Raw genomic sequence first — 19,207 nt, 5'->3', positions numbered from 1 at the left:
CGCGGCCTCACTGCGGTCCGAGGAGCTGCTTGAGCTGGGCGGTGAAGTCGCGTTCCGGCGCCTTCTTCTGCGAAGGCAGGAACCCGGCGAGGTAGGCGTAGGCCAGGGCCTGCCCTTCGTGGGTGACGCGCGGGGCCTTCATCAACTTCTCCAGCAGGTCACCGGTCACGGTCTTGAGGTCCTCCTTGCCGCGCAGCACGGCCCGCAGGACGCGGTCGAGCCGCTTCAGCAGGGTGTGCAGCCGGGCGCCGTGCTCCTCGCGGATGATCCCGTTCGCGGTCTGGGCGAGCGAGGTCAGGTCGGCGAGCGTCTGCTTGAGCTCCTTGCGGTCCTTCTTGACCCGCGCGGTCATCTCCACAAGGTCGTCCGGGAGTTTCGCCAGTTCAGGCGCGCCGCCGGCGAGGGCCGCGCCCAGCCGGTTCAGCCCGTCGACGAGGTCGCGCAGGTCCTCGCCGGCGTCGGCGTAGCTCTCCGACACCGCCGACGCCTCCCGGATGATCTTCTGGAGCCGGGGTCCCGCCCCGTCGAGGCCGGTCGCGAGGCTCGCGACGATGTCCTCCAGGTCCTCGCCGCCGAGCGCCGCGAGCACGGGTCCGACCCGCGCGGTGACCCGTTCCAGGTCGGGTTCCACCGACGTCCGCGTCAGCTCCGCCCCGGACGCGACCGGCTGCGCCGTCCTGGGCACCGATCCCTCGGGCGGGGTGAGCTTGACGTAGTTCTCGCCCAGCAGGCTCGTCTTGGCGATCGTCGCCGCGGTCCCGACGGGGACGCGGGTGCCGTCCACGAGCGACAGCGTCACCTTCGACCGGTAGCCCTGCAGGACGACCGCGGTGACGGAGCCGACCCGCACGTCGAACATCTGCACGCCGTGCCCGGGAACCAGGTTCTGCACGTCGTCGAACACCGCGTACAGGGTCAGGTCGCCCCTGGGCGCGCCGAGGGTCTGGAGCGAGCAGCCCGAGACCGAGACCACGACGAGCACCGCGGCGGTCGCGCGCCTCACGATCCGGCCTTCCGCTCGACGGCGTCCGGGCAGTTCCCGATCGGCTGGTCCAGGCACGGCACCTCGCCCCAGTTCATCGCGTCGAAGATCGGCTGGAGCCAGATCCGCAGGGTGGCGTTCAGATGGACCCGGATCTTGATCGCGTCGAGGTCCGGCCGCCACGCGCCGCTGATCGCGTCGGTGACCCCGGCCAGGCCGACGATCCCCTGCGCCAGCGACGCGCTGTTGGCCTTGAGCGTCATCACCAGCGACGACGTCTCGGCCATCGTCTCCGGCAGGTCCTCCCGGTAGGCCTTGACGATGACCTCGCCCTTGCGGATGAGGGCCTCCAGCCCGACCAGGAGGTTCTTCAGCCGGGTCCGCTCGGAGGCGAGCTGCCCGCTCGTGTCGCTGAACGCGTCGATGAGGGCGCGCAGCTTCGCGTCGCGCTTGTTCAGCCGCTCGGCGAGGTCCTTCATCCGGGTCGCGACGGAGACGATCTTCTCGTCCTGCGCGGCGAGGTCCTCGGCGACGTCCGCGGTGGTGGCGAGGGCGTCGTTGATGCCCTGGCCGCGCCCGTCGACGAGTTCCGCGCCGGTGTGCAGGAGGCCGCGCACCTTGTCGGGGTCGAGCGCCTCGGTCAGGCCGGTGAAGGAGTGCAGCGCCTCGTCGATCTCGACGGGCGCCTCGGTCCGCTCGACCGGGATCACCGCGCCGGGCGCGGCCTTGTCCATTCCCGGCTTCCACGGCGGGTACAGCACGACGCTGCGCTCGCCGATGACGGTCTCGGCGCTGATCGTGGCCCACGCGTCGGCGGGGACGGGGACGTGCCCGTCGACGAGGAGGTCGACCCGGACCCGGTGCCCGTCGATCCGCATCTTCTCCACGATGCCGACGTTCGCCCCCATCACCTTGACGCGGGAGTGCTCGTACAGTGACGGCGACTTCGTGAAGTAGACGGTCATCCGGTATCCGTCGGAGATGCCGGGCAGGGCGCAGCCGGAGGTCAGGCCGAGGGGCAGCACGACCGCCAGGGCTCCGGCGGTGAGCGCGCGGCGGGCGGTCATTTCTGCCCCTTGAGCAGCTTGGCGAGGTCCTCGGGCGCGACCGGGCCGATCTGGGTGCCGACCGCGTCCAGGTAGGGCCCGTAGGAGCCGATCGTGGCGAACGCGCCCATCGCGGGGCCGAGCCAGGCGAGGGTGGTGTTCATGTCGTCGAGGCCCGGCTTCAGGGTGTCGACGGTGCCGCCGAGGTCGTCCATCAGGTCGATGAGCGCCTGCTGCTGGGTGTCGATGAGCTTGGCGATCCGGGTGACGGCGCCGCTGCCGCTGCCGAACAGCACGGCGAGTTCGGCCTCCCGGTCGCGGAGCTGGTCGAGCAGGTCCTGGATGCCGGTGGCGAGGCGGGAGAGCTGGGTGTCCTTGGCGGTGACGACGTCGAGGAGCCGGTCGGCGCTGCTGACGAGCTCCTTCAGCTCGGGGCCGGAGTTCTCCAGCGCGTCGGCGAGCTGCGTGAGGCCGTGCAGCGCGTCGGCGAGGCGCTCGCGGGTCTTCGGCGAGATCCCGCCGAGCTTGTCGATGACGTCGCCGATGAGTTCGGCGTCGAGCTGGCCGAGCGTCTTGGTGCCGGTGGAGATCACGTCGCCGGTGGTGATCGGGAGGCGCGTCCGGTCCTGCGGGATCGCCCGCTCGTCCTCGGGGAGGTCGGCCAGGTAGGGCTCGGCGACCGGGCCGCTGAGCCGCAGGTACCTGCCGCCGAGGATGTTGGAGGTGCTGATCTCCGCGCGCGTCTGCGGGCCGAGGTCCACCGCGCTGTCGACCTTCCAGGTGATCCGCACGATCCCCTGGGTGAAGTCCGGTTCGACCCCGGTGACCTCGCCGACCTTGATCCCGGCGACCCGCACCTCGTTGCCCTCGTGCAGCCCGCCCGTCCCGGCGAACACGCCGGTGAGGGTGTAGCGGCTGTGGAGCAGGCCCGTGGAGCCGGTGAGGAACACCGCGACGAGCGCCAGCCCGATGACCAGCATCGAGGCGATCCCCACGACCGCCTGGTTCCGGTCGCGGAACGACTTGAGCGCCATCACGAGCCTCCCGTGACGAGGTCGGGCAGCACCGCGGAAGGCTCCTCGCCCGTCTTGCCGCCGGTTTTGCCGCCCTTCTGGCGCTCGGGCACCTCGGTGATCTTGACGTCGTACGGGCACGGGCCCGGCGCGAGCGTCAGGCAGGGGACCGCGCCGATCAGGAACCTGCCCTCGTTGACCATGTCGAACATGTCCTCCAACTTCGGTCCGGTCGTCTTCATCAGGCCCTGGAGCGGACCGAGGTTGCGCCGGGTCCCGTCCATGACGGCGCTGAGCCGGCTCAGCATGTCGGCGAGGTCGTCGGCGTTGTCCCCGGCCACGCGGTCGGTGGTGCGCAGGGTCTTGGCGAGTTCCTCGATCGCGTCGTCGACGAGGGCGCGGTTGTCGGCGAACGCCTCGGTGAGCGTCGCGAGGTCGTCGACGGCCTGGGCGATCTGCTCGTCGCGGCGGCCGAGGACCCCGCTGACCGTGGAGAAGTCGGCGAGGAGGTTCTCCAGCGTCTGCTTGCGGCCGTCGAGGGTGTCGGAGAGCCGCTCGACGTTGGCCAGGAGCGCTACGGCGTCCTCCTCGGTGCCGTCCATGGCGGTGTAGACCGCGGCGAGGATCGCGTTGACCTCGTCGGGCTGCAGACCGCGGGCGAGCGGTTCGAGCCGGTTGATGAGGTCGCCGACGTCGACGACCGAGCGGGTCCTGGCGATCTCGTCGCCGTCTTCGAGCATCGCGCCGTCGGAGCCGGGGACGAGGTAGACCACGCGCTGGCCGACCGCGTCGCGCCACCGGATGGCCGCCTCGCTGTCGCGCGGCACCTTGTGCGCGGTCTCGACCTTCAGTTGCACCTCGGCCTTGCCGGCGACGACCTTGATCTCGCCGACCTGGCCGACGGGCGTGCCCGCGATCTTCACCTTGTCGCCGCCGCGCAGGCCGCTCGCGTCGTCGAACACCGCGGTCAGCGTGTAGGTCTCGCCGAAGCCGAGGCGCACGATCTGCACCGAGATGAAGAACGTGAGCGCCCCGGTGACCAGGAGGAACACGACGACCTGGACGAGCGAGCCGGCCCGCAGCCGGGTCCGGGCGTCGGAGGGGAGGGCGCTTCGCATGTCAGTCGCCTCCGGGGCAGATGCCGACGATGAGCTCGCACGGGTCGGTGGGCAGCAGGATCTCCGCCGAGAGCAGGTGCCTGCCCTGGGGGCCGGGCGCCCAGCTGATCGCCCTGAACACCCACAGCAGGTCGATGACGGTGCGCACCCCGCCGCCCGCGATGGGCAGCACGTGGTCGAGGAAGGCGGTGGCGTGCTCGCCGGAGCGGAACGCCGCCCTCAGGTCCGCCTCATGGTTCTCCAGGCCGGGGCCGAGGAGTCCGGCGAGCTGCGAGAAGCCCGCGGCGGTCTTCAGACCCCGGTCCTCGCCCGAGGTCAGGGTCTCCATGAGCGCCGTCGCGTTCGTGACGACCGTGGCGGTGTCCTCGCCGATGCCGCGCAGGCGGGCGAGCCGGGCCAGGTCGGCGAGGAGCGTCTCGGTCCTGCCGCGCTGGTCGTAGGCGACGCCGAGGAGGATCTCGGTGCTGTCCAGCAGGCCCGCGAGGTTCGGGCCGGCGCCGCCGAGGCCCTGCGCGAGCGCGTCCACGATGATCGTCACCTGCTCGGGGTCCAGCGCGCCGACGGCGGCGTCGGCCTCGCCGAGCAGCGAGGTGAGGTCGAGGCTGTCGGACGTCCGGGTGATCACCGCCCCGTCGCCGAGGAACGGGCCCGCGGCCTCGTGCTCGCCGGGGATGAGGTTCACGAACTTCGGGCCGAACATCGACTCGGGCTCCAGCGACGCCACCGCGGTGTCGGGCACCGTGACGTGCTCGTCGATCCGCAGCGTCAGCCGGGCGCCGCCGTCGGGGGACAGCTCGATCGTGCTGATGCGGCCGACGGTCACGCCGCGCATCTTCACCGGCGACGACGTGGTGAGCCCCTGCCCGGCCGAGCCGAAGTCGGCGGTGAGCAGCCTGCCTTCGGCCGCGAAGGGCTTCTCCACGACGAGGTAGCCGAGGACGGCCAGCACGAGCGCCGTCGCCAGGGTGACCGCGATCCGGCGGGCCTCCGACAGTGCCCCGCTCATCCGGCGAGCCTCACTGTGCCGCCCTGCCCCCAGAACACGTACGAGAGCAGAAGGTTGAGGGTCACGATGGAGACGATGGACAGGCGGATGGCCCGGCCCGCCGCCCGTCCGACGCCCACCGGGCCGCCGCTCGCGTGGTAGCCGTAGTAGCAGTGGATGGTGACCACGGCGAAGGCGAAGACCGCCACCTTGGCGGCGCTGTAGAAGAGGTCGCGCGGCGGCAGGTAGAGGTAGAAGTAGTAGTCGAAGACGCCGGGTGCCAGCCCGAAGAACTGGGTGCTGATCGTCCGCGTCGCGTAGATGCTGGCGAACAGCGCGATGAGGTACAGCGGCACGAGCGCGACGAGCGCCGCGACGACCCGGGTGCAGATGAGGTAGACGAACGAGTTGATGCCCATCACCTCCAGAGCGTCGATCTCCTCGGAGATGCGCATCGCGCCGAGCTCCGCGGTGAACGACGACCCGCACTGGGCGGCGAGCGCGATCGCGGCGATGATCGGCGTCGTCTCGCGCACGTTGACGAACGCGCCGACGAGGCCCATGAACGACTCGGCGCCGATGACCTGGAGCCCGGTGTAGACCTGGAGCCCCACCTCGGTGCCGAGGAACAGCGACATGATGAAGATCACGAAGATCATGCCGCCGCCGACGACCGTCGCGCCGACGCCGATGACGATGTCGCTGATCTGGAGCAGGACCGTCTTGCCGTACCGCAGCCGCAGGACGACGTCGCGCAGCGAGTAGAAGACGACCTTGAGGAAGAAGAGGGGCCATTCCGCGAGGGAGGCCGTGCGGTGCGCGAGGGAGGCCGAGACCCGGATCGCCCGGACCGCCGCGGTGCGCTGTGCGTCGATGAGCATCAGGTCTCCGGCGGGAACGCGAGGAAGTAGATGGTGGTGATGATGTAGTTGAAGGCGAAGACGAGCATGAACGCGACGACGGTCGCCTGGTTCACCGCGCGGCCCACCCCGACGGGGCTCTTCTCGCAGTTCATGCCCTTGTGGCAGGCCACCAGGGCGGCGATCATGCCGAACAGCCAGGCTTTGGCGAGCGTGACGAACAGGTCGGAGACGCGGAGCATGCCGAGCGCGCCGTCGAAGTAGGCGCCGGGCGTCACGCCCTGGAGCAGGACGTTGAACACGAACCCGCCGATGGCGCCGGACATGATGACCAGGGACGCCAGCATCGTCGCGACGATGCTGGAGGCCCACATGCGCGGGGTGACCAGCCGGTGGATCGGGTTGATGCCCATCACCTCCATCGCGGCGAGTTCGTCGCGGATGTTGCGGGCGCCCATGTCGGAGGTCATCGCCGAGCCGCCCGCGCCGGCGATGATCAGCGCCGAGGCGATCGGCGCGACCTCGCGGACCAGACCGACGATGACGGCGCCGCCCGTCGCCGACTGCGCGCCGAGCTGCCCGGCGAGGTCCCCGACCTGCAGCGCGACGGTCGCGCCGAGCGGCAGGGCGACGAGGATGACGGGCAGGGTGGTGACGCGGGCGAGGAACGCGAACTGCTCGATGAACTCCCAGAACCAGCGGCGCACGTCCCAGCTGCGGCGGAGGCCTTCCAGCCCGATCGAGAACAGTTCGCCGAGCGAGGTGAGGCCGCGGTGCGCGCGGCGCGGGGAGAACCTGTCGCCGAGGAGACGAGGCAGGGAGGACGGGGGTGAGGCCATGTCGCTCCTTCACCAGGGGGGTGGGAGAAGGCGTGGTGCGGGCTGACCGTGCAGGTGAACGGCCGGTAACGGCCCTTCGGTCTTACGAGAATGTAATTTCCGTATAGTGATGCTGGGCATGTGCCCAAACTTGCTGAGCATATGCTTAGCACGGCCTCATCCTGTGGTCAAGGTCACAGCGGAGGGTGACGATACGATGTGGGACCGCACAACCCGGCGTGAAGACCGCGCACCCAGGAGGTCGACGAGATGGCATCGCCGCGCCGCATAGGCGCGCCCGACGCGAAGAACCGCGGAGTCCTCCTCGACGCCGCCGAACGCCTCCTCCTCGAAGAGGGGCACACGGCCGTCAGCTCCCGCAGGGTCGCCGCCCGCGCCGGCCTGAAACCGCAGCTCGTGCACTACTACTTCCGCACGATGGACGACCTCCTCCTGGAGGTCTTCCGCCGCCGCGCCGAAGAGGGGCTCGCCTTCCAGGCCGCCGCGCTGGCGTCCGAGCAGCCGCTGTGGGCCCTGTGGCGCTACAGCACCGACCCCGCGGCCGTCGCCATCACGATGGAGTTCACCGGTCTCGCCGCGCAGAGCGAGCCCGTCCGCGCGGAGATGGCCCGTTACTCAGAGCTCTTCCGGCAGGCCCAGATCGCCGCTTTGGAGGAGGTCCTCCCGCGGTACGGCCTCGCCGAGTCCGTCTCCCCGGTCGTCCTGACCGTCCTCATCTCCAGCCTGTCGCGCATGCTCTCCCTGGAGAGCGCCCTGGGTTTCCACACCGGCCACGACGAGACCATCACCCTCATCGAGTCGATCCTCCTCGACCTGGAAGGCGAACCCCGCCTCGACCTCGCCGCCTTCGTCCCCCCGCCCGCCTGACCCGCCCGCATTCTCCGCGGGACAATGGCGCCGGGCCCGGTGCCGCGAAATTCGGATGACTTTCCGCCCGGCGCCGGTGCATTCTCAAGGTGCGCCAACGCATCGCCGCACAAGCCGACGGGTTGAGGTATCTGCCTTCCAAGCAGAAGGACGGGGTTCGAGTCCCCGGTGCGGCTCGAACCGGACCGCGTCCGAGCGGAGTAACGACCCTCGGGTGGCCCGGCGGTCCCTGACGGCGCGGACGACACCGCACGTCGAGGGGAGACCGCGAGAGAAAGGAGAAGCCGACGCCCCGAAATTCCCGCACCCTTTCTTTCCCGGCCGGGCCCCGCTCTCCACGGGCGCCCGGCCGAGAACGTCCGGCGTGAAAGGGGACCGCGCTCCCTGGTGGGGAAAGGACACGCGTCCGTAGTGTCCCGACCATCGGCACGGGACGAAACGGGGGCGACCATGAAAAGCGGCAGGCGGGGGCGGCCGGCCAAGGCACCGGTGCAGCCGGTGCGGGTGCGGCCGGCGAAGGAGTGGACCACGGCGAGGATCACGCTCTACGGCGTGCTGATCGCGGCGATCCCTTCGGTCGCCTTCCTCCTCATCGGCGTCGGGGAGCGGATGGGCGACCCCGGCGAGCCGCTGAGCGTCACTGCCTTCCTGGTCCTGCTTCTGGTGCACCCGATCGTGATCTTCATCTTCGCGGGCGAGACCTTCCTCCCCGGCACGATCGGCGTCCTCGCGACCCTCGCCCTCTCCGGCACCGTCCTCGTCGCGGCGCCGAACCTGCTGGCCCGACTCGGCGGCGAGCAGGGCGAGTCCTTCGTCACCTCGGATGCCGTCGCCTACGCGGCCCTCCTCGCCCACATCCCCGTCATCTGGCTCTGCGCCCGCTCCCGCGTCCGAGAGCGCCGCAAGGCGGCGGGTCGGCGAAGCGCTCGGGACCACGCGGCAGAGGGCGTGGGAGCGGTTCTCCGGGAGGAGTGAGCACACCCCCGCCGGCCTCGCGCCTTGGCGCGGCGGGGGTGTGCGGGGGCCCGGCTCAGGGGGTGCCCGGAGCCGGGAGGTCGGCCAGTTCGGCGAGGTGGGCGCGATGGGCGCCGGGGGTGCCGAAGGCGATCTGGGAGGACTTGGCCCGCTTGAGGTAGAGGTGGGCGGGATGCTCCCAGGTCATACCGATGCCGCCGTGCAGCTGGACGGCCTCTTCCGCGGCGCGGACGGCGAGGTCGGAGGTGTAGGACTGGGCGACGGCGGTCGCGAGGCCCGTGTCGGGGGCGTCGGCCGCCAGGGAGGCGGCGGCGTAGCGGGCGGCGGCGCTCGCCGACTCCACGTCGGTGAACAGGTCGGCGAGGCGGTGCTTGAGCGCCTGGAAGCCGCCGACGACGCGGCCGAACTGGCGGCGCTCCTTCAGGTAGGCGATCGTCGAGCGCAGGCACCACTGGGCCAGGCCCGCCTGCTCCGAGGCCAGCAGCGCGGCCCCGGCGAGCAGCGCCCGCCGGATCGCGGCCTCCCCGTCGGCGAGGACGAGTTCGCCGGCGGCCCCGTCGAGGCGGACGTCGGCGAGCTGCCGGGTCATGTCGAGGGAGACCACGGGAACGCGGGTGACGTCGGCGGCCGGGACGGCGTAGACGGCGATCGCGTCGCCGTTGCGGACCGGCGTGAGGAGCACGTCGGCTTCCAGCGCTCCGGCGACGCTGCTGACGGTCCCGTGCAGATGCGCGTCAGGCTCCAGCCACGCCGTCGCGGGCACCGGCGCGTGCGGGGCCGTCGAGAGCGGGACGGCCAGGGCCGCGGTCTTCTCACCCGACGCCAGCGCCGCGAGGAGCGGTCCACCGGTCTCGGCGAGCAGGACCGTCGCGACGACGGCGCTGGTCAGGAACGGCACCGGCGCGGCGTACCTGCCGAGTTCCTCCAGCACCACCCCCGCCTCACGGGCCGACGCGCCCGCGCCGCCGTGCTCCTCGGGCACGAGCAGCCCGGCCAGCCCGAGGTCGACCGCGAGGGCCTTCCACAGCCCGGCGACGACCGTCCGGTCCCCGTCGTAGAGCGCCGCGACGGACGCGGGGTCGCACCGGTCGGCGAGGAGGGCCTGGACGGAGGCGCGCAGATCGTCCTCGACGTCGGTGTAGAGCAGTTCGAGGTCGCTCACTTCGCGGTGTCCTTCCAGGGGATGTCCTTGTCGACGCGGTGCTCGCCGGGCAGCCCGAGGACGCGTTCGGCGACGATGTTGCGCAGGATCTCCGAGGTGCCGCCCTCGATGGAGTTGCCCTTGGCGCGCAGGTACCGGTAGCCGGCGTCGCGGCCGGTGAAGTCGACGCCGTCGGGGCGCACCAGCGTCCAGTCGGAGTAGCGCAGGCCGTCCTCGCCGAGCAGCTCGATCTCCAGGCCGGACAGCTGCTGGTTGAGGCGCGCGAAAGTCAGCTTCATCGCCGAGCCCTCGGGGCCGGGCTGCCCCTGCTTGAGCTTCTGCCGCAGCCGCGACCCGGTGATCCGGGCGACCTCGGCCTCCACCCACAGCTTCAGGAGCCGGTCGTGCAGCTCGTGGGTGCGCCGCTCGGGGTGGTCGCGCCAGGTCTGCGCGACGACGCCGATCATGCCGCCGCCGCGGGGCGCGCCGCCGCTGCCGATGGCGACCCGCTCGTTGTTGAGGGTGGCGTTGGCGACCTTCCAGCCTTCGCCCTCCTCGCCGAGCCGCTGGGCGTCGGGGATGCGGACGTCGCTGAGGAAGACCTCGTTGAACTCGGCCTCGCCGGTGATCTGCCGGAGCGGGCGGACCTCGATGCCGGGGTCGGTCATGTCGCACAGGAAGTAGGTCAGGCCCCGGTGCTTGGGGATGTCCGGGTTCGTCCGGGCGACCAGGATGCCGAACCTGGCGTTGTGCGCGTTCGACGTCCAGACCTTCTGGCCGTTGACGACCCAGCCGTCGCCGTCGCGGACGGCGCGCGTCGCGATCGCGGCGAGGTCGGAGCCCGCGCCGGGCTCGCTGAACAGCTGGCACCAGATCTCCTCGCCCGTCCACAGCGGGCGCAGGAACCGCTCGCGCTGCTCGGGCGTGCCGTAGGCGAGGATCGTGGGCGCGGCCATGCCGAGGCCGATGCCGTTGCCGCGGGCGTTGTTCCCGGGCGCTCCCGCGCGGGCGAACTGCCGCTCCACGTCGGCGTGCAGGCTCTGCGGCAGGCCGAGGCCGCCGGCGCCGACCGGGTAGTGCACCCAGGCCAGGCCCGCGTCGAAGCGGGCGCGCAGGAACTCCAGCGGCTCGCTCGTCGCCGGGTCGTGCTCGGCGAGGAACTCGGCGACCCTCCGCCGCAGGTCCTCGCGCGCTGTCTCGTCGGACATCCTTCTACTTCCTCTACGGGTGGGGGATCAGGGCACCAGGACGCTGACGGAGTCGACGACGCAGACGGGCTTGCCGCCGCCTTCGCGCTCGACGGTCACCCGGGCGGTCAGCCGGAATCCGCCGCCGCCGGGCTCCAGGGAGAGCAGTTCCACGCCCGCCCGCACCCGGGAGTCCACCGGAACGGGCGCGGGGAACCGCAGCTTGTCGGCGCCGTAGTTGACGCCCATGGAGATCCCCTCGACGCGGTAGACGCTCCCGGCGAGCATCGGCAGCAGCGACAGCGTCAGGTAGCCGTGCGCGATGGTCGTGCCGAACGGCCCGGCCGCGGCCCGCGCCGGGTCGGTGTGGATCCACTGGTGGTCGCCGGTCGCCTCGGCGAACGTGTCGATCTGCTTCTGGGTGATGGTCTGCCAGTCGGAGTACCCGAGGTGGGTGCCGACGGCGGCGCGCAGTTCCTCGATGCCGTGGAAGGTCTTCATCCGCTCAGTCCTTCGGTCCGCCGGCGACGTACAGGACCTGGCCGGAGACGAATCCGGCGCCCTCGCTCGCGAAGAACGAGACGGCGTGCGCGATGTCGTCCGGGACGCCGGTGCGCCCGACCGGGATCTGCTTGGCCGCGCCCGCCTTGAAGTCCTCGAAGGGGACGCCGATGCGCCGCGCGGTCTCCTCGGTCATCTCGGTGGCGATGAAGCCGGGGGCGATCGCGTTGGCCGTCACCCCGAACCTGCCGAGTTCCAGCGCGAGGGTCTTGGTGAGGCCCTGGACGCCCGCCTTGGCCGCGGAGTAGTTGGCCTGGCCGCGGTTGCCGAGCGCCGAGGTGCTGGACAGGTTGACGATCCGGCCCCAGCCCGCCTGCGTCATGTGCGCCTGGACGGCCCGCGTCATGAGGAACGCGCCGCGCAGGTGGACGTTCATGACGGCGTCCCAGTCTCCGGCGCTCATCTTGAACAGCAGGTTGTCGCGGATGATGCCCGCGTTGTTCACCAGCACGGTCGGCGCGCCGAGTTCGGCGGCGATCCGCGCGACCCCGGCTGCGACGGCCTGCTCGTCGGCGACGTCGATCCCGACGGCCAGGGCCCGGCCTCCGGCCGCCTCGATCGCCTCGACGACGGGCTTGCAGGCCGCCTCGTCGAGGTCGACGACGGCGACGGCGAACCCGTCGGCGGCCAGCCTCCGTGCGACGCCCGCGCCGATGCCGCGCGCGGCCCCGGTGACGATCGCGGTCCGCTCAGTGCTCATTGCTCCTCCTTCAGGGCGAGCGGCGGTCACAGGCCGCCGGTCAGGGTCAGGCCGCCGTCCACGACGAGGGTCTGGCCGGTCAGCCAGGCCGCGTCGGGCGACAGCAGGAAGGCGACGGCGCCGCCGATGTCGTCGGGCACCCCGAGGCGCTTCAGCGGGTAGGGCGCGGCCACCTCGTCCTCGCGGCCCTCGTACAGCGCGGTCGCGAACTTCGTCTTCACCACGGCGGGGGCGACGGCGTTGACGCGCACGTCCGGGCCGAGTTCGACGGCGAGCTCCTGGGTGAGGCGGCCGAGCATCGCCTTGGTCGCGCCGTAGAACCCGATGCCGGGCGACGGCTTGAGCCCCGCCACCGAGGTGACGTTGACGATCGAGCCGCCGTGCTCGGCCATCCAGCCCCGGTGGGCGTGCTGGACCCACGAGAGCGTCGCGAGGCAGTTGACCTCGAAGGTCTTGCGGGCCGCGCCGAGGTCGAGGTCGAGCAGGGGGCCGTACGCGGGGTTGATGCCCGTGTTGTTGACCAGGAGGTCGGCGCTGCCGAAGGTGTCGATCGCGAGCCGGACGGTCTCGGCCTGGTGCGCGGGGTCGTCGGCGTGGCCGGGGACGCCCAGGGCGTGCTCCGGGCCGCCGAGTGCGGCGACGGCCTCGTCGAGCGCGTCCTTCTTGCGGGCGGTGATCACGACCTTCCCGCCCTCGGCGACGATCCTCGTCGCGATGGCGAGGCCGATGCCCCGGCTGGCGCCGGTGACGATCGCGGTGCTTCCGGTGAATCTCGGGGCCGGTGCGGATCTCGGGGTCATGTCACTTCCGTGCGGCGAGGTTACTAAGCGCTTGCTTAGAATGGGGTGGGGACTCAGGGTGCAGCACGGAGACATCCCAGGTCAAGTCCCCCGTGACCGGGCCCAACAGGACTGGGCGAAGCCACAACCGTGGTATTGCTGGAACCCGTACCCGCACCCATCAGGACAGGAGAGCCCGCGCGATGCCCGACACCTCCGACCTTCCGCGCGCCGACGCCACCCGCGCCAGGCTGCTGAAGGCGGCCGTCGCCGCGTTCGCCGAGAAGGGCTTCCACGGCACCACGACCCGCGACATCGCCACCGCCGCGGGCATGAGTCCGGCCGCCCTCTACGTGCACCACAGGTCGAAGGAGGAACTCCTCTTCCTGATCTCCAAGTCGGGGCACGAGCGCACCCTGCGCATAGTCCGGGAGGCCATCGGCACCGCCGACGACCCCGTGGCGTCACTGTGCCGGGTCGTCCACGACTTCGCCGTCCACCACGCCCGCGACAACACCGGCGCCCGCATCGTCAACTACGAGCTGACGGCGCTCAGCCCCGAGCACATGGCCGAGATCCGCCAGATCCGCCGCACCATCGACGCCGAGATCCGCGCCCTCGTCGAGCGCGGCGTCGCCGCCGGCGTCTTCGACACCCCGAGTCCCAAGATCGCCGCGACGGCCCTGCTCTCCCTCGGCATCGACATCGCCCGCTGGTACCGCGCCTCGGGCGACTGGACCCCCGAGGACATCGCCACCGGCTACGTCGACCTGGCGCTGCGCATCGTCGGCGCCCGCCCCTGACCGCCCGAGGTCAGGCGGCGCCCTCCGCGCGGCGGGGCCGGCTCGGAGTCCGGCGCAGTAGGGCCGACACGCTCCGGGTGATCTTCTGCGTCACTTCGGCTTCCCGCCCTCGATCGGTCGGCGCCCATCCTCCCAGATGCCTGACGAGTCGGATATCGGGCCTCGGTCGCACCCCGCGGTGGACCGGGGGTTACACTCGCGTTCCTCTAACGAGCGCTTGGTCGGAGGTCGTGGTGGACGTCGTCAAGGAGAGTCGGTCCGGGATCGGGCTGCCCGCCCGGGTGTTCCTGTTCCTGCTGCGGTTCTGGCTGCGGCCGCTGATGTGGCGCACGCCGTTCACGCCGAAGGTGCTCGCCCTCGCGAGCCGGATGGACACCCTCACCGCGGTGATGCTGGCGCCGCGCGGGACGGTGAAGGTGCCCGTGCCGTTCGACGGGTTCCCCGCCGAATGGGTCTACGGGCCGGGCGTCGCGCGCCGGGCCGACGGGCGGGGCAAGGTGATCCTCTACTTCCACGGCGGCGGCTTCATGGTCGGCGGGCTGCGCTCGCACCGCAGGATGATCGCCCGGCTGTCGGCCGCCGCGGGGGTGCCCGCCCTCTCGGTGGCCTACCGCCAGCTCCCCTCGACGACCCTGCCCGGGACCATAGAAGACTGCGTCGCCGCCTACCGGTATCTGCTCGCCGAGGGGTTCGCGGCCGAGGACGTCATCGTCGCGGGCGACTCCGCGGGCGGGTTCCTCACGTTCGCGGCCCCGCTCCAGGCGATCCGGGAGGGCCTGCCCTCGCCCGGCGCGCTCGTCGCGATCTCCCCGCTCACCGACCTCGACCACGCGGCCAAGCTCGACCATCCGAACCTGGGCATCGACCCCTTCATCCCCGGCCCGCGGCTGCCGGAGATGACCTCGCTCCTGCTCGGCGGCGCCGCGCCCGCTCCGCTGGACTCGCCCGTCAACGGCGCGCTCGCCGCGCTGCCCCCGACCCTCATCCACTGCGGCTCGACCGAGATCCTGCGCATCGACGCCGAGCTCATGGCCGACCGCCTCGCCGCCGCAGGGGTGCCCGTCACCCTCGTCGTCTGGGAGCGCCAGCCGCACGTCTTCCAGATCTTCGCCGACTTCTGCCGCGAAGGCCTCGTCTCCCTGGCCGAGATGGGCGCGTTCATCCGCGCCCTCCCCGCGGCAGCGGACCGCGCCGCCTGACGTCCGCCCGGTCTGGGAGGATCAGGGCATGGGCCTGCCGACCGACGACACGGGAACCCCGCCGGTCCCGGCGCGCGTGCGGCGGGTGGCTCGCTCGTCCCCTCGCTGACGGAGTCGCTCGCGCGGACACGCGCCGGCCCTGGATCTCACGGGGCCTCACCTCAGCGGCGCTCGCCGACTCCCCGAAACCCGAGCCGAACCTGACCCGCCGCATCCAGCCGGGCGACACGTTAGTCGACGTCGGCTACTTCACCCTGCCGGCCGCACACCTCACCGGCCCGACCGGGCACGTCGTCGCCATTGAGGCCGCACCCCACTTCCACACAGCCCCACCGAAACCGTGCGAGCGAACGGTTTCGACAACGTCCGCGCGGTGCTCTGCGCGGTCTCCGACGAGCCCGGCCGCCTCACCTTCCACCTGGCCGACCCCGAGAACGTCGGAACCACGAGCATGGTCGCTCCCCCGCACCGGCGCATTCGGCATTCGAGGCCGACGCCCGCCCGCTCCCCGACCTCCTCATCGACACTGAGCTGACCAGCGCCCGCATGATCAAGAGATCAGCCCCGGCCTCCTGGACGCCCAAGGACGAACCGTCGGCGACGTCCTCGATCCCCTCCTGGCCGCCGCCCAGGTCACCGGGGCCGCCGGTGACACCCAGTTCGACGGGGCCTGCCGTGTCGCCACGCCGAACATCGGCGGCAGCACCACTACCGCTGTCAGCCTCATCATCGGCACGGCCGCCGAAGCGCTCAGCGCCGCCGAACAGCACCTCACCCGCGTCCACCGCAAACTCGGCGTCCCCGGTCGGGCCGACTTGACCCCCGCCCTCGCCGGGATGCGGAACCACCCCTGATCCGGCCCGGACGCGGCAACCCCTCGCGTTCGGGGCGACGCCGGCAGATCGCGTCACGTCCTCAAGCAGTTGACAAAACACTCCAACTCGCCCATTTCGCCATTTCGAGATCTTTCACACAAAGCGCGAACACTCTCTATTTGCGTTCTTCGATGCTTCATTCCAAGGCTTCTGGAGAAATCCTCGATTAGTGGATCTTCGGGGTCGTTCACCTGGAGTTTCATCATCGCTTCGCACTCCAGGAAGCGTCGGCGATCGGCCAGACGATTTCTCCCGGCCTCGTCATGGATCCCTGGCACGGATCGGACAGGGCTTCTTGTAACGTCCTAAGGAGAGAGATTCGCTCGATGAAAGCAATCCTCAGTCGCCTCTCACGGAGATCGCCGGGGTCAGCCCGGCGCATAGTGGGACTCGCGCTCATCCCCGCGTTGGCACTGGCCTTCGCAGCACCACCCGGTGCGCACGCCGCGACGGCGCCGGTGGGTCTGGGAACCGCGGGCAGCTTCGCGGTCCTCGCCGGGTCCACGGTCACCAACACCGGCAACACCATCGTCTACGGCAACCTGGGCGTGAGCCCGGGCACCGCGATCGTCGGGTTCCCGCCGGGCATCGTGCTCGGGGTGAAGCATCCGGGCACTCCGGTCGCCGCCCAAGCACAGATCGACCTGACCACCGCTTACAACGACGCCGCCGGGCGCGGCCCGACCACCTCCACCGGTGTCGAGCTCGGGGGCCAGACGCTCGTCCCCGGTGTCTACGGAGAGCCGACGCTGGAGATCACCGGCCCGCTCACCCTCGACGCCAAGGGGGATCCCAACGCCGTCTGGGTCTTCCAGGCCGGCTCGACACTCGTCACGGCGTCGAACAGCAGCGTCAACCTCATCAACGGCGCTCAGGCGTGCAACGTCTTCTGGAAGGTCGGCAGCTCCGCGACGCTGGGGACGAACTCCGTCTTCGTCGGCAACATCCTCGCCCTCGCCTCGATCACGGTGCAGACCGGCGCCACCATCGAAGGCCGGGCGCTGGCCCGCACCGCCGCGGTCACCCTGGATGACAACGTCATCACCAGGCCGGTCTGCGGCACGACGGGCCCGACCGGCCCCACAGGCCCCACAGGCCCCACAGGCCCCACAGGCCCCACAGGCCCTACAGGCCCCACAGGCCCCACAGGCCCTACAGGCCCGGCCGGCCCTGAGGGTGAGGAAGGCCCGGCAGGCCCCGCAGGCCCGGCAGGCCCCGCAGGTCCGGCAGGTCCGGCAGGTCCGGCAGGTGAGGGTGGTCCGGCAGGCCCCGCAGGTCCGGCAGGTCCGGCAGGTCCGGCAGGTGAGGGTGGTCCGGCAGGCCCGGCAGGCCCCGCAGGCGAGGGCGGTCCCGCAGGCCCCGCAGGTCCGGCAGGCCCCGCAGGTCCGGCAGGTCCGGCAGGCCCGGCAGGCCCGGCTGGTCCCGGTTACCCCGGTGGTCCCGGCGGGCCCGGGTACCCCGGAGGTCCTGGATACCCGGGCAAGCCGGGGCACCACGGCAAGCCTGGGCACTACGGCAAGCCTGGGCACTACGGCAACGGCAAGCCTGGGCACTACGGCAAGCCGGGTCATGGCGGCCACGGGTCGTGCCACGGCGAGAAATGCCGTGACCACGACGGGGATGGGCCCTGGCGCGAGAATTTCCGCGATCACGAAGACCGCGACGAGACTCTGCGTGATTCCCACGACCACGAGGATCGGGACGAACTTCTGCGCCAATCCCGTGACCACAAGAAAAAAAGTGATTCTCCGCGTGATTCACGAGTGAAGCGAACCACACGGAGCTGACCCGTCATGGCCACCCCGGTCCCGCCCGATCTCGGGCGTCGACCGGGGTGGCCCTTGTCTTTCGCCCGACGGCGGGCGAGCGGCCTGAGGGCCGACATGCGGCGGCTGCGTGCCGGGCGCGGCGGGCGGACGCCGGACCACCGCGCCTGACGGCGGGCGGGTGGCGCGGGAGCCCGCAGGCGAGCAGGCGGGCTACGACGGAGGGACGCGCCGGGTCGCGGCGGCAGCGTCTCCATCGAGTAGCGGCGCGCCGTGCGGGGCCGCGCGGTGACGCGGGCCCCGCACGCGTCCGGACGAAGCGAGGCCATCGCCGGTTCCGGACCGATAGGGTGTGCTTTTCCTGGAAGGGGCGTGCGTGCGTTCGGCGCCCCGGCCTCCGGCGCGGCGTCGCGCGGGGCCACCGCCGCGAACTCCGTCGAGCGCGGCGACCACGTGCCGGAACTTAAGGAGCCCCGTGACACCAGACCTCCGCATGCTGCTCGACGCCGTCCGCCGCAAGGTCTACACGGACGGGGAAGGCGACCGTCTCGTCGTCCGGTTGGAGCGCACCTGCCCGGCCGCCCCGGCCGCCGTCTGGGCCGCGCTCACCGAGCCGGCGCGGCTGGCCGCCTGGTTCGGGCCGGTCGGCGGCGACCTGCGCGAGGGTGGCGGCTTCGCGGCCGAGGGCAACGCCGAGGGCACGATCCTCACCTGCGCGCCCCTCGCACGCCTCACGCTCAGCTGGGGCGCCCCCGAGAGCGTCGTGACGATCGGGCTCTCTCCGGCCGACGGCGGATCGACCGAGCTCGTGCTGGAGCACGGGGTCCCCGCCGCGCTCGCGCCCGACGGGGGCGCCGCCCGGTATCTCGGCCCCGGCTGGGACGGCGCCCTCCTCGGCCTCGCCCTCTACCTCAGCGGCTTCGAGACCACAGACCCGGCGGTCTTCCAGGACTCCCCGGAGGCGCAGGAGTACGACGCGGGCTCGACCGCCGAGTGGGAGGCGGCCCTACGCGCCTCCGGCCTCCTGGCAGGTCTTCGCCGAGCCGCCGACAGCTGATCTCAGGGGGTTTCGAGAGTCGCCAGCGCGCGGTCGGGCTCCCAGTGGGCGCGGATGGAGGTGAGGAGCCCTGCGTCGTCCACCGTGTAGACGATCACGCAGTCGACGGTCATGCGGGAGCCGTCCGCGAGGGTGGTCGTCAGCCTGGTGACGTTGGCGCAGGACGGGCCGTTCGCGAAGGACTCCGTGGTCAGGGCGTGGAAGCCCTTCATGAGTCCGACGTAGCCGTCCCAGAAGCCGGCGATGGCCTCCCTGCCCTTGTGGCCCTTGCCTTCGGGGTCGAGGAACGAGGGGCCCACCGGGTCCTCGATGTGGGCGTCGTCGGCGAAGAGGGCGAGCCAGCCCTCCTTGTCCTGGGCGGCGACCCGGCTTTGGGAGTTCTTGGCGGCGGTCCGGGCGGGGTGAGGGGCGTCGGGGGCTTCCCAGGTGTATCCGGGGGTGGCGGACATGCGAG

General features: G+C 71.7%; 20 protein-coding genes and 1 tRNA gene. 8 read left to right on the top strand and 13 right to left on the bottom strand.

Annotated elements, in window-relative coordinates:
- Positions 1–7 precede the first annotated feature (7 nt).
- The 7 genes from ACYVOM_RS16420 to ACYVOM_RS16390 are packed head-to-tail and all read right to left on the bottom strand — an operon-like array spanning position 8 to position 6,843.
- Positions 8–1,003, bottom strand: coding sequence for an MCE family protein (locus ACYVOM_RS16420; protein ID WP_460304231.1), 996 nt, complete (start codon positions 1,001–1,003; stop codon positions 8–10).
- A complete protein-coding gene (locus ACYVOM_RS16415) occupies positions 1,000–2,049 on the bottom strand; it encodes an MCE family protein (RefSeq protein WP_460304230.1) in 1,050 nt (349 codons plus the stop codon). Before ACYVOM_RS16415 ends, ACYVOM_RS16420 begins: the two co-directional genes overlap by 4 nt.
- Complete coding sequence (locus tag ACYVOM_RS16410) at positions 2,046–3,062, bottom strand: MlaD family protein (protein WP_460304229.1); 1,017 nt, start codon at positions 3,060–3,062, stop codon at positions 2,046–2,048. Before ACYVOM_RS16410 ends, ACYVOM_RS16415 begins: the two co-directional genes overlap by 4 nt.
- Positions 3,062–4,159 (bottom strand): MCE family protein, encoded by a 1,098-nt coding sequence (locus ACYVOM_RS16405; RefSeq protein ID WP_460304228.1) that lies wholly within the window; start codon positions 4,157–4,159, stop codon positions 3,062–3,064. The genes ACYVOM_RS16410 and ACYVOM_RS16405 overlap by 1 nt, the downstream gene beginning before the upstream one ends.
- Position 4,160: 1 nt before the next feature.
- The gene (locus ACYVOM_RS16400) at positions 4,161–5,165 is read right to left on the bottom strand and encodes an MlaD family protein (RefSeq protein WP_460304227.1); all 1,005 of its coding nucleotides are present in this window, start codon (positions 5,163–5,165) and stop codon (positions 4,161–4,163) included.
- Positions 5,162–6,025: an ABC transporter permease gene (locus tag ACYVOM_RS16395; protein ID WP_460304226.1), complete on the bottom strand. Its 864-nt coding sequence runs from the start codon at positions 6,023–6,025 to the stop codon at positions 5,162–5,164. The genes ACYVOM_RS16400 and ACYVOM_RS16395 overlap by 4 nt, the downstream gene beginning before the upstream one ends.
- Entirely contained in the window at positions 6,025–6,843 is an 819-nt protein-coding gene (locus tag ACYVOM_RS16390; RefSeq protein WP_460304225.1) for an MlaE family ABC transporter permease, read from the bottom strand. The genes ACYVOM_RS16395 and ACYVOM_RS16390 overlap by 1 nt, the downstream gene beginning before the upstream one ends.
- Before the next feature lie 249 nt (positions 6,844–7,092).
- On the opposite strand from ACYVOM_RS16390, the gene ACYVOM_RS16385 reads away from it, so the two are divergent.
- The 3 genes from ACYVOM_RS16385 to ACYVOM_RS16375 all read left to right on the top strand — a co-directional run bounded on the left by ACYVOM_RS16385 (position 7,093) and on the right by ACYVOM_RS16375 (position 8,685).
- On the top strand, positions 7,093–7,710 hold the full coding sequence (locus ACYVOM_RS16385; protein WP_460304224.1) for a TetR/AcrR family transcriptional regulator: 618 nt from the start codon (positions 7,093–7,095) through the stop codon (positions 7,708–7,710).
- A 104-nt stretch (positions 7,711–7,814) separates the two neighbouring features.
- A tRNA-Gly gene (locus ACYVOM_RS16380) sits at positions 7,815–7,886 on the top strand.
- A 274-nt stretch (positions 7,887–8,160) separates the two neighbouring features.
- Positions 8,161–8,685 carry a hypothetical protein gene (locus ACYVOM_RS16375; RefSeq protein WP_460304223.1) on the top strand — a complete coding sequence of 175 codons (525 nt, stop codon included), beginning with the start codon at positions 8,161–8,163 and terminating at the stop codon, positions 8,683–8,685.
- A 55-nt stretch (positions 8,686–8,740) separates the two neighbouring features.
- On the opposite strand, the gene ACYVOM_RS16370 is transcribed toward ACYVOM_RS16375, so the two are convergent.
- From ACYVOM_RS16370 to ACYVOM_RS16350, 5 genes are read right to left on the bottom strand one after another with little or no spacing between them, the layout of a single operon-like run.
- Positions 8,741–9,847 (bottom strand): acyl-CoA dehydrogenase family protein, encoded by a 1,107-nt coding sequence (locus tag ACYVOM_RS16370; protein ID WP_460304222.1) that lies wholly within the window; start codon positions 9,845–9,847, stop codon positions 8,741–8,743.
- On the bottom strand, positions 9,844–11,034 hold the full coding sequence (locus ACYVOM_RS16365; RefSeq protein ID WP_460304221.1) for an acyl-CoA dehydrogenase family protein: 1,191 nt from the start codon (positions 11,032–11,034) through the stop codon (positions 9,844–9,846). The genes ACYVOM_RS16370 and ACYVOM_RS16365 overlap by 4 nt, the downstream gene beginning before the upstream one ends.
- A 27-nt stretch (positions 11,035–11,061) precedes the next feature.
- A complete protein-coding gene (locus ACYVOM_RS16360; protein ID WP_460304220.1) occupies positions 11,062–11,514 on the bottom strand; it encodes a MaoC family dehydratase in 453 nt (150 codons plus the stop codon).
- Between the two features lie 4 nt (positions 11,515–11,518).
- On the bottom strand, positions 11,519–12,274 hold the full coding sequence (gene fabG / locus ACYVOM_RS16355) for a 3-oxoacyl-ACP reductase FabG (protein ID WP_460304219.1): 756 nt from the start codon (positions 12,272–12,274) through the stop codon (positions 11,519–11,521).
- A 26-nt stretch (positions 12,275–12,300) separates the two neighbouring features.
- On the bottom strand, positions 12,301–13,074 hold the full coding sequence (locus ACYVOM_RS16350) for an SDR family oxidoreductase (RefSeq protein WP_460304218.1): 774 nt from the start codon (positions 13,072–13,074) through the stop codon (positions 12,301–12,303).
- A 182-nt stretch (positions 13,075–13,256) separates the two neighbouring features.
- Here ACYVOM_RS16350 and ACYVOM_RS16345 point away from each other — a divergent pair, with 182 nt between their 5' ends.
- From ACYVOM_RS16345 to ACYVOM_RS16325, 5 genes are all read left to right on the top strand, one after another.
- Entirely contained in the window at positions 13,257–13,856 is a 600-nt protein-coding gene (locus tag ACYVOM_RS16345; protein WP_460304217.1) for a TetR/AcrR family transcriptional regulator, read from the top strand.
- Positions 13,857–14,089: 233 nt separating this feature from the next.
- Positions 14,090–15,055 (top strand): alpha/beta hydrolase, encoded by a 966-nt coding sequence (locus ACYVOM_RS16340; protein WP_460304216.1) that lies wholly within the window; start codon positions 14,090–14,092, stop codon positions 15,053–15,055.
- Positions 15,056–15,395: 340 nt separating this feature from the next.
- Positions 15,396–15,590 (top strand): hypothetical protein, encoded by a 195-nt coding sequence (locus tag ACYVOM_RS16335; RefSeq protein WP_460304215.1) that lies wholly within the window; start codon positions 15,396–15,398, stop codon positions 15,588–15,590.
- A 798-nt stretch (positions 15,591–16,388) separates the two neighbouring features.
- Entirely contained in the window at positions 16,389–17,717 is a 1,329-nt protein-coding gene (locus tag ACYVOM_RS16330; protein WP_460304214.1) for an ice-binding family protein, read from the top strand.
- A 454-nt stretch (positions 17,718–18,171) separates the two neighbouring features.
- Complete coding sequence (locus tag ACYVOM_RS16325) at positions 18,172–18,753, top strand: SRPBCC domain-containing protein (protein ID WP_460304213.1); 582 nt, start codon at positions 18,172–18,174, stop codon at positions 18,751–18,753.
- A gap of 2 nt (positions 18,754–18,755) precedes the next feature.
- On the opposite strand, the gene ACYVOM_RS16320 is transcribed toward ACYVOM_RS16325, so the two are convergent.
- Positions 18,756–19,202, bottom strand: a complete 447-nt coding sequence (locus ACYVOM_RS16320; protein WP_460304212.1) for a nuclear transport factor 2 family protein — start codon at positions 19,200–19,202, stop codon at positions 18,756–18,758.
- Positions 19,203–19,207: the final 5 nt, after the last annotated feature.

The organism is Actinocorallia aurea, from assembly GCF_054783995.1.
Note: the sequence above shows the minus strand (reverse complement) of the source record. Positions and strands in the feature narration are given on the sequence as shown.

Bases quoted from the DNA above. Each gene is read 5' to 3' on its own strand.
- ACYVOM_RS16415 (WP_460304230.1), bottom strand. From the start codon at position 2,049: ATGACCGCCCGCCGCGCGCTCACCGCCGGAGCCCTGGCGGTCGTGCTG.
- ACYVOM_RS16410 (WP_460304229.1), bottom strand. From the start codon at position 3,062: ATGGCGCTCAAGTCGTTCCGCGACCGGAACCAGGCGGTCGTGGGGATC.
- ACYVOM_RS16405 (WP_460304228.1), bottom strand. From the start codon at position 4,159: ATGCGAAGCGCCCTCCCCTCCGACGCCCGGACCCGGCTGCGGGCCGGC.
- ACYVOM_RS16400 (WP_460304227.1), bottom strand. From the start codon at position 5,165: ATGAGCGGGGCACTGTCGGAGGCCCGCCGGATCGCGGTCACCCTGGCG.
- ACYVOM_RS16395 (WP_460304226.1), bottom strand. From the start codon at position 6,025: ATGCTCATCGACGCACAGCGCACCGCGGCGGTCCGGGCGATCCGGGTC.
- ACYVOM_RS16390 (WP_460304225.1), bottom strand. From the start codon at position 6,843: ATGGCCTCACCCCCGTCCTCCCTGCCTCGTCTCCTCGGCGACAGGTTC.
- ACYVOM_RS16385 (WP_460304224.1), top strand. From the start codon at position 7,093: ATGGCATCGCCGCGCCGCATAGGCGCGCCCGACGCGAAGAACCGCGGA.
- ACYVOM_RS16375 (WP_460304223.1), top strand. From the start codon at position 8,161: ATGAAAAGCGGCAGGCGGGGGCGGCCGGCCAAGGCACCGGTGCAGCCG.
- ACYVOM_RS16365 (WP_460304221.1), bottom strand. From the start codon at position 11,034: ATGTCCGACGAGACAGCGCGCGAGGACCTGCGGCGGAGGGTCGCCGAG.
- ACYVOM_RS16360 (WP_460304220.1), bottom strand. From the start codon at position 11,514: ATGAAGACCTTCCACGGCATCGAGGAACTGCGCGCCGCCGTCGGCACC.
- fabG (WP_460304219.1), bottom strand. From the start codon at position 12,274: ATGAGCACTGAGCGGACCGCGATCGTCACCGGGGCCGCGCGCGGCATC.
- ACYVOM_RS16350 (WP_460304218.1), bottom strand. From the start codon at position 13,074: ATGACCCCGAGATCCGCACCGGCCCCGAGATTCACCGGAAGCACCGCG.
- ACYVOM_RS16345 (WP_460304217.1), top strand. From the start codon at position 13,257: ATGCCCGACACCTCCGACCTTCCGCGCGCCGACGCCACCCGCGCCAGG.
- ACYVOM_RS16320 (WP_460304212.1), bottom strand. From the start codon at position 19,202: ATGTCCGCCACCCCCGGATACACCTGGGAAGCCCCCGACGCCCCTCAC.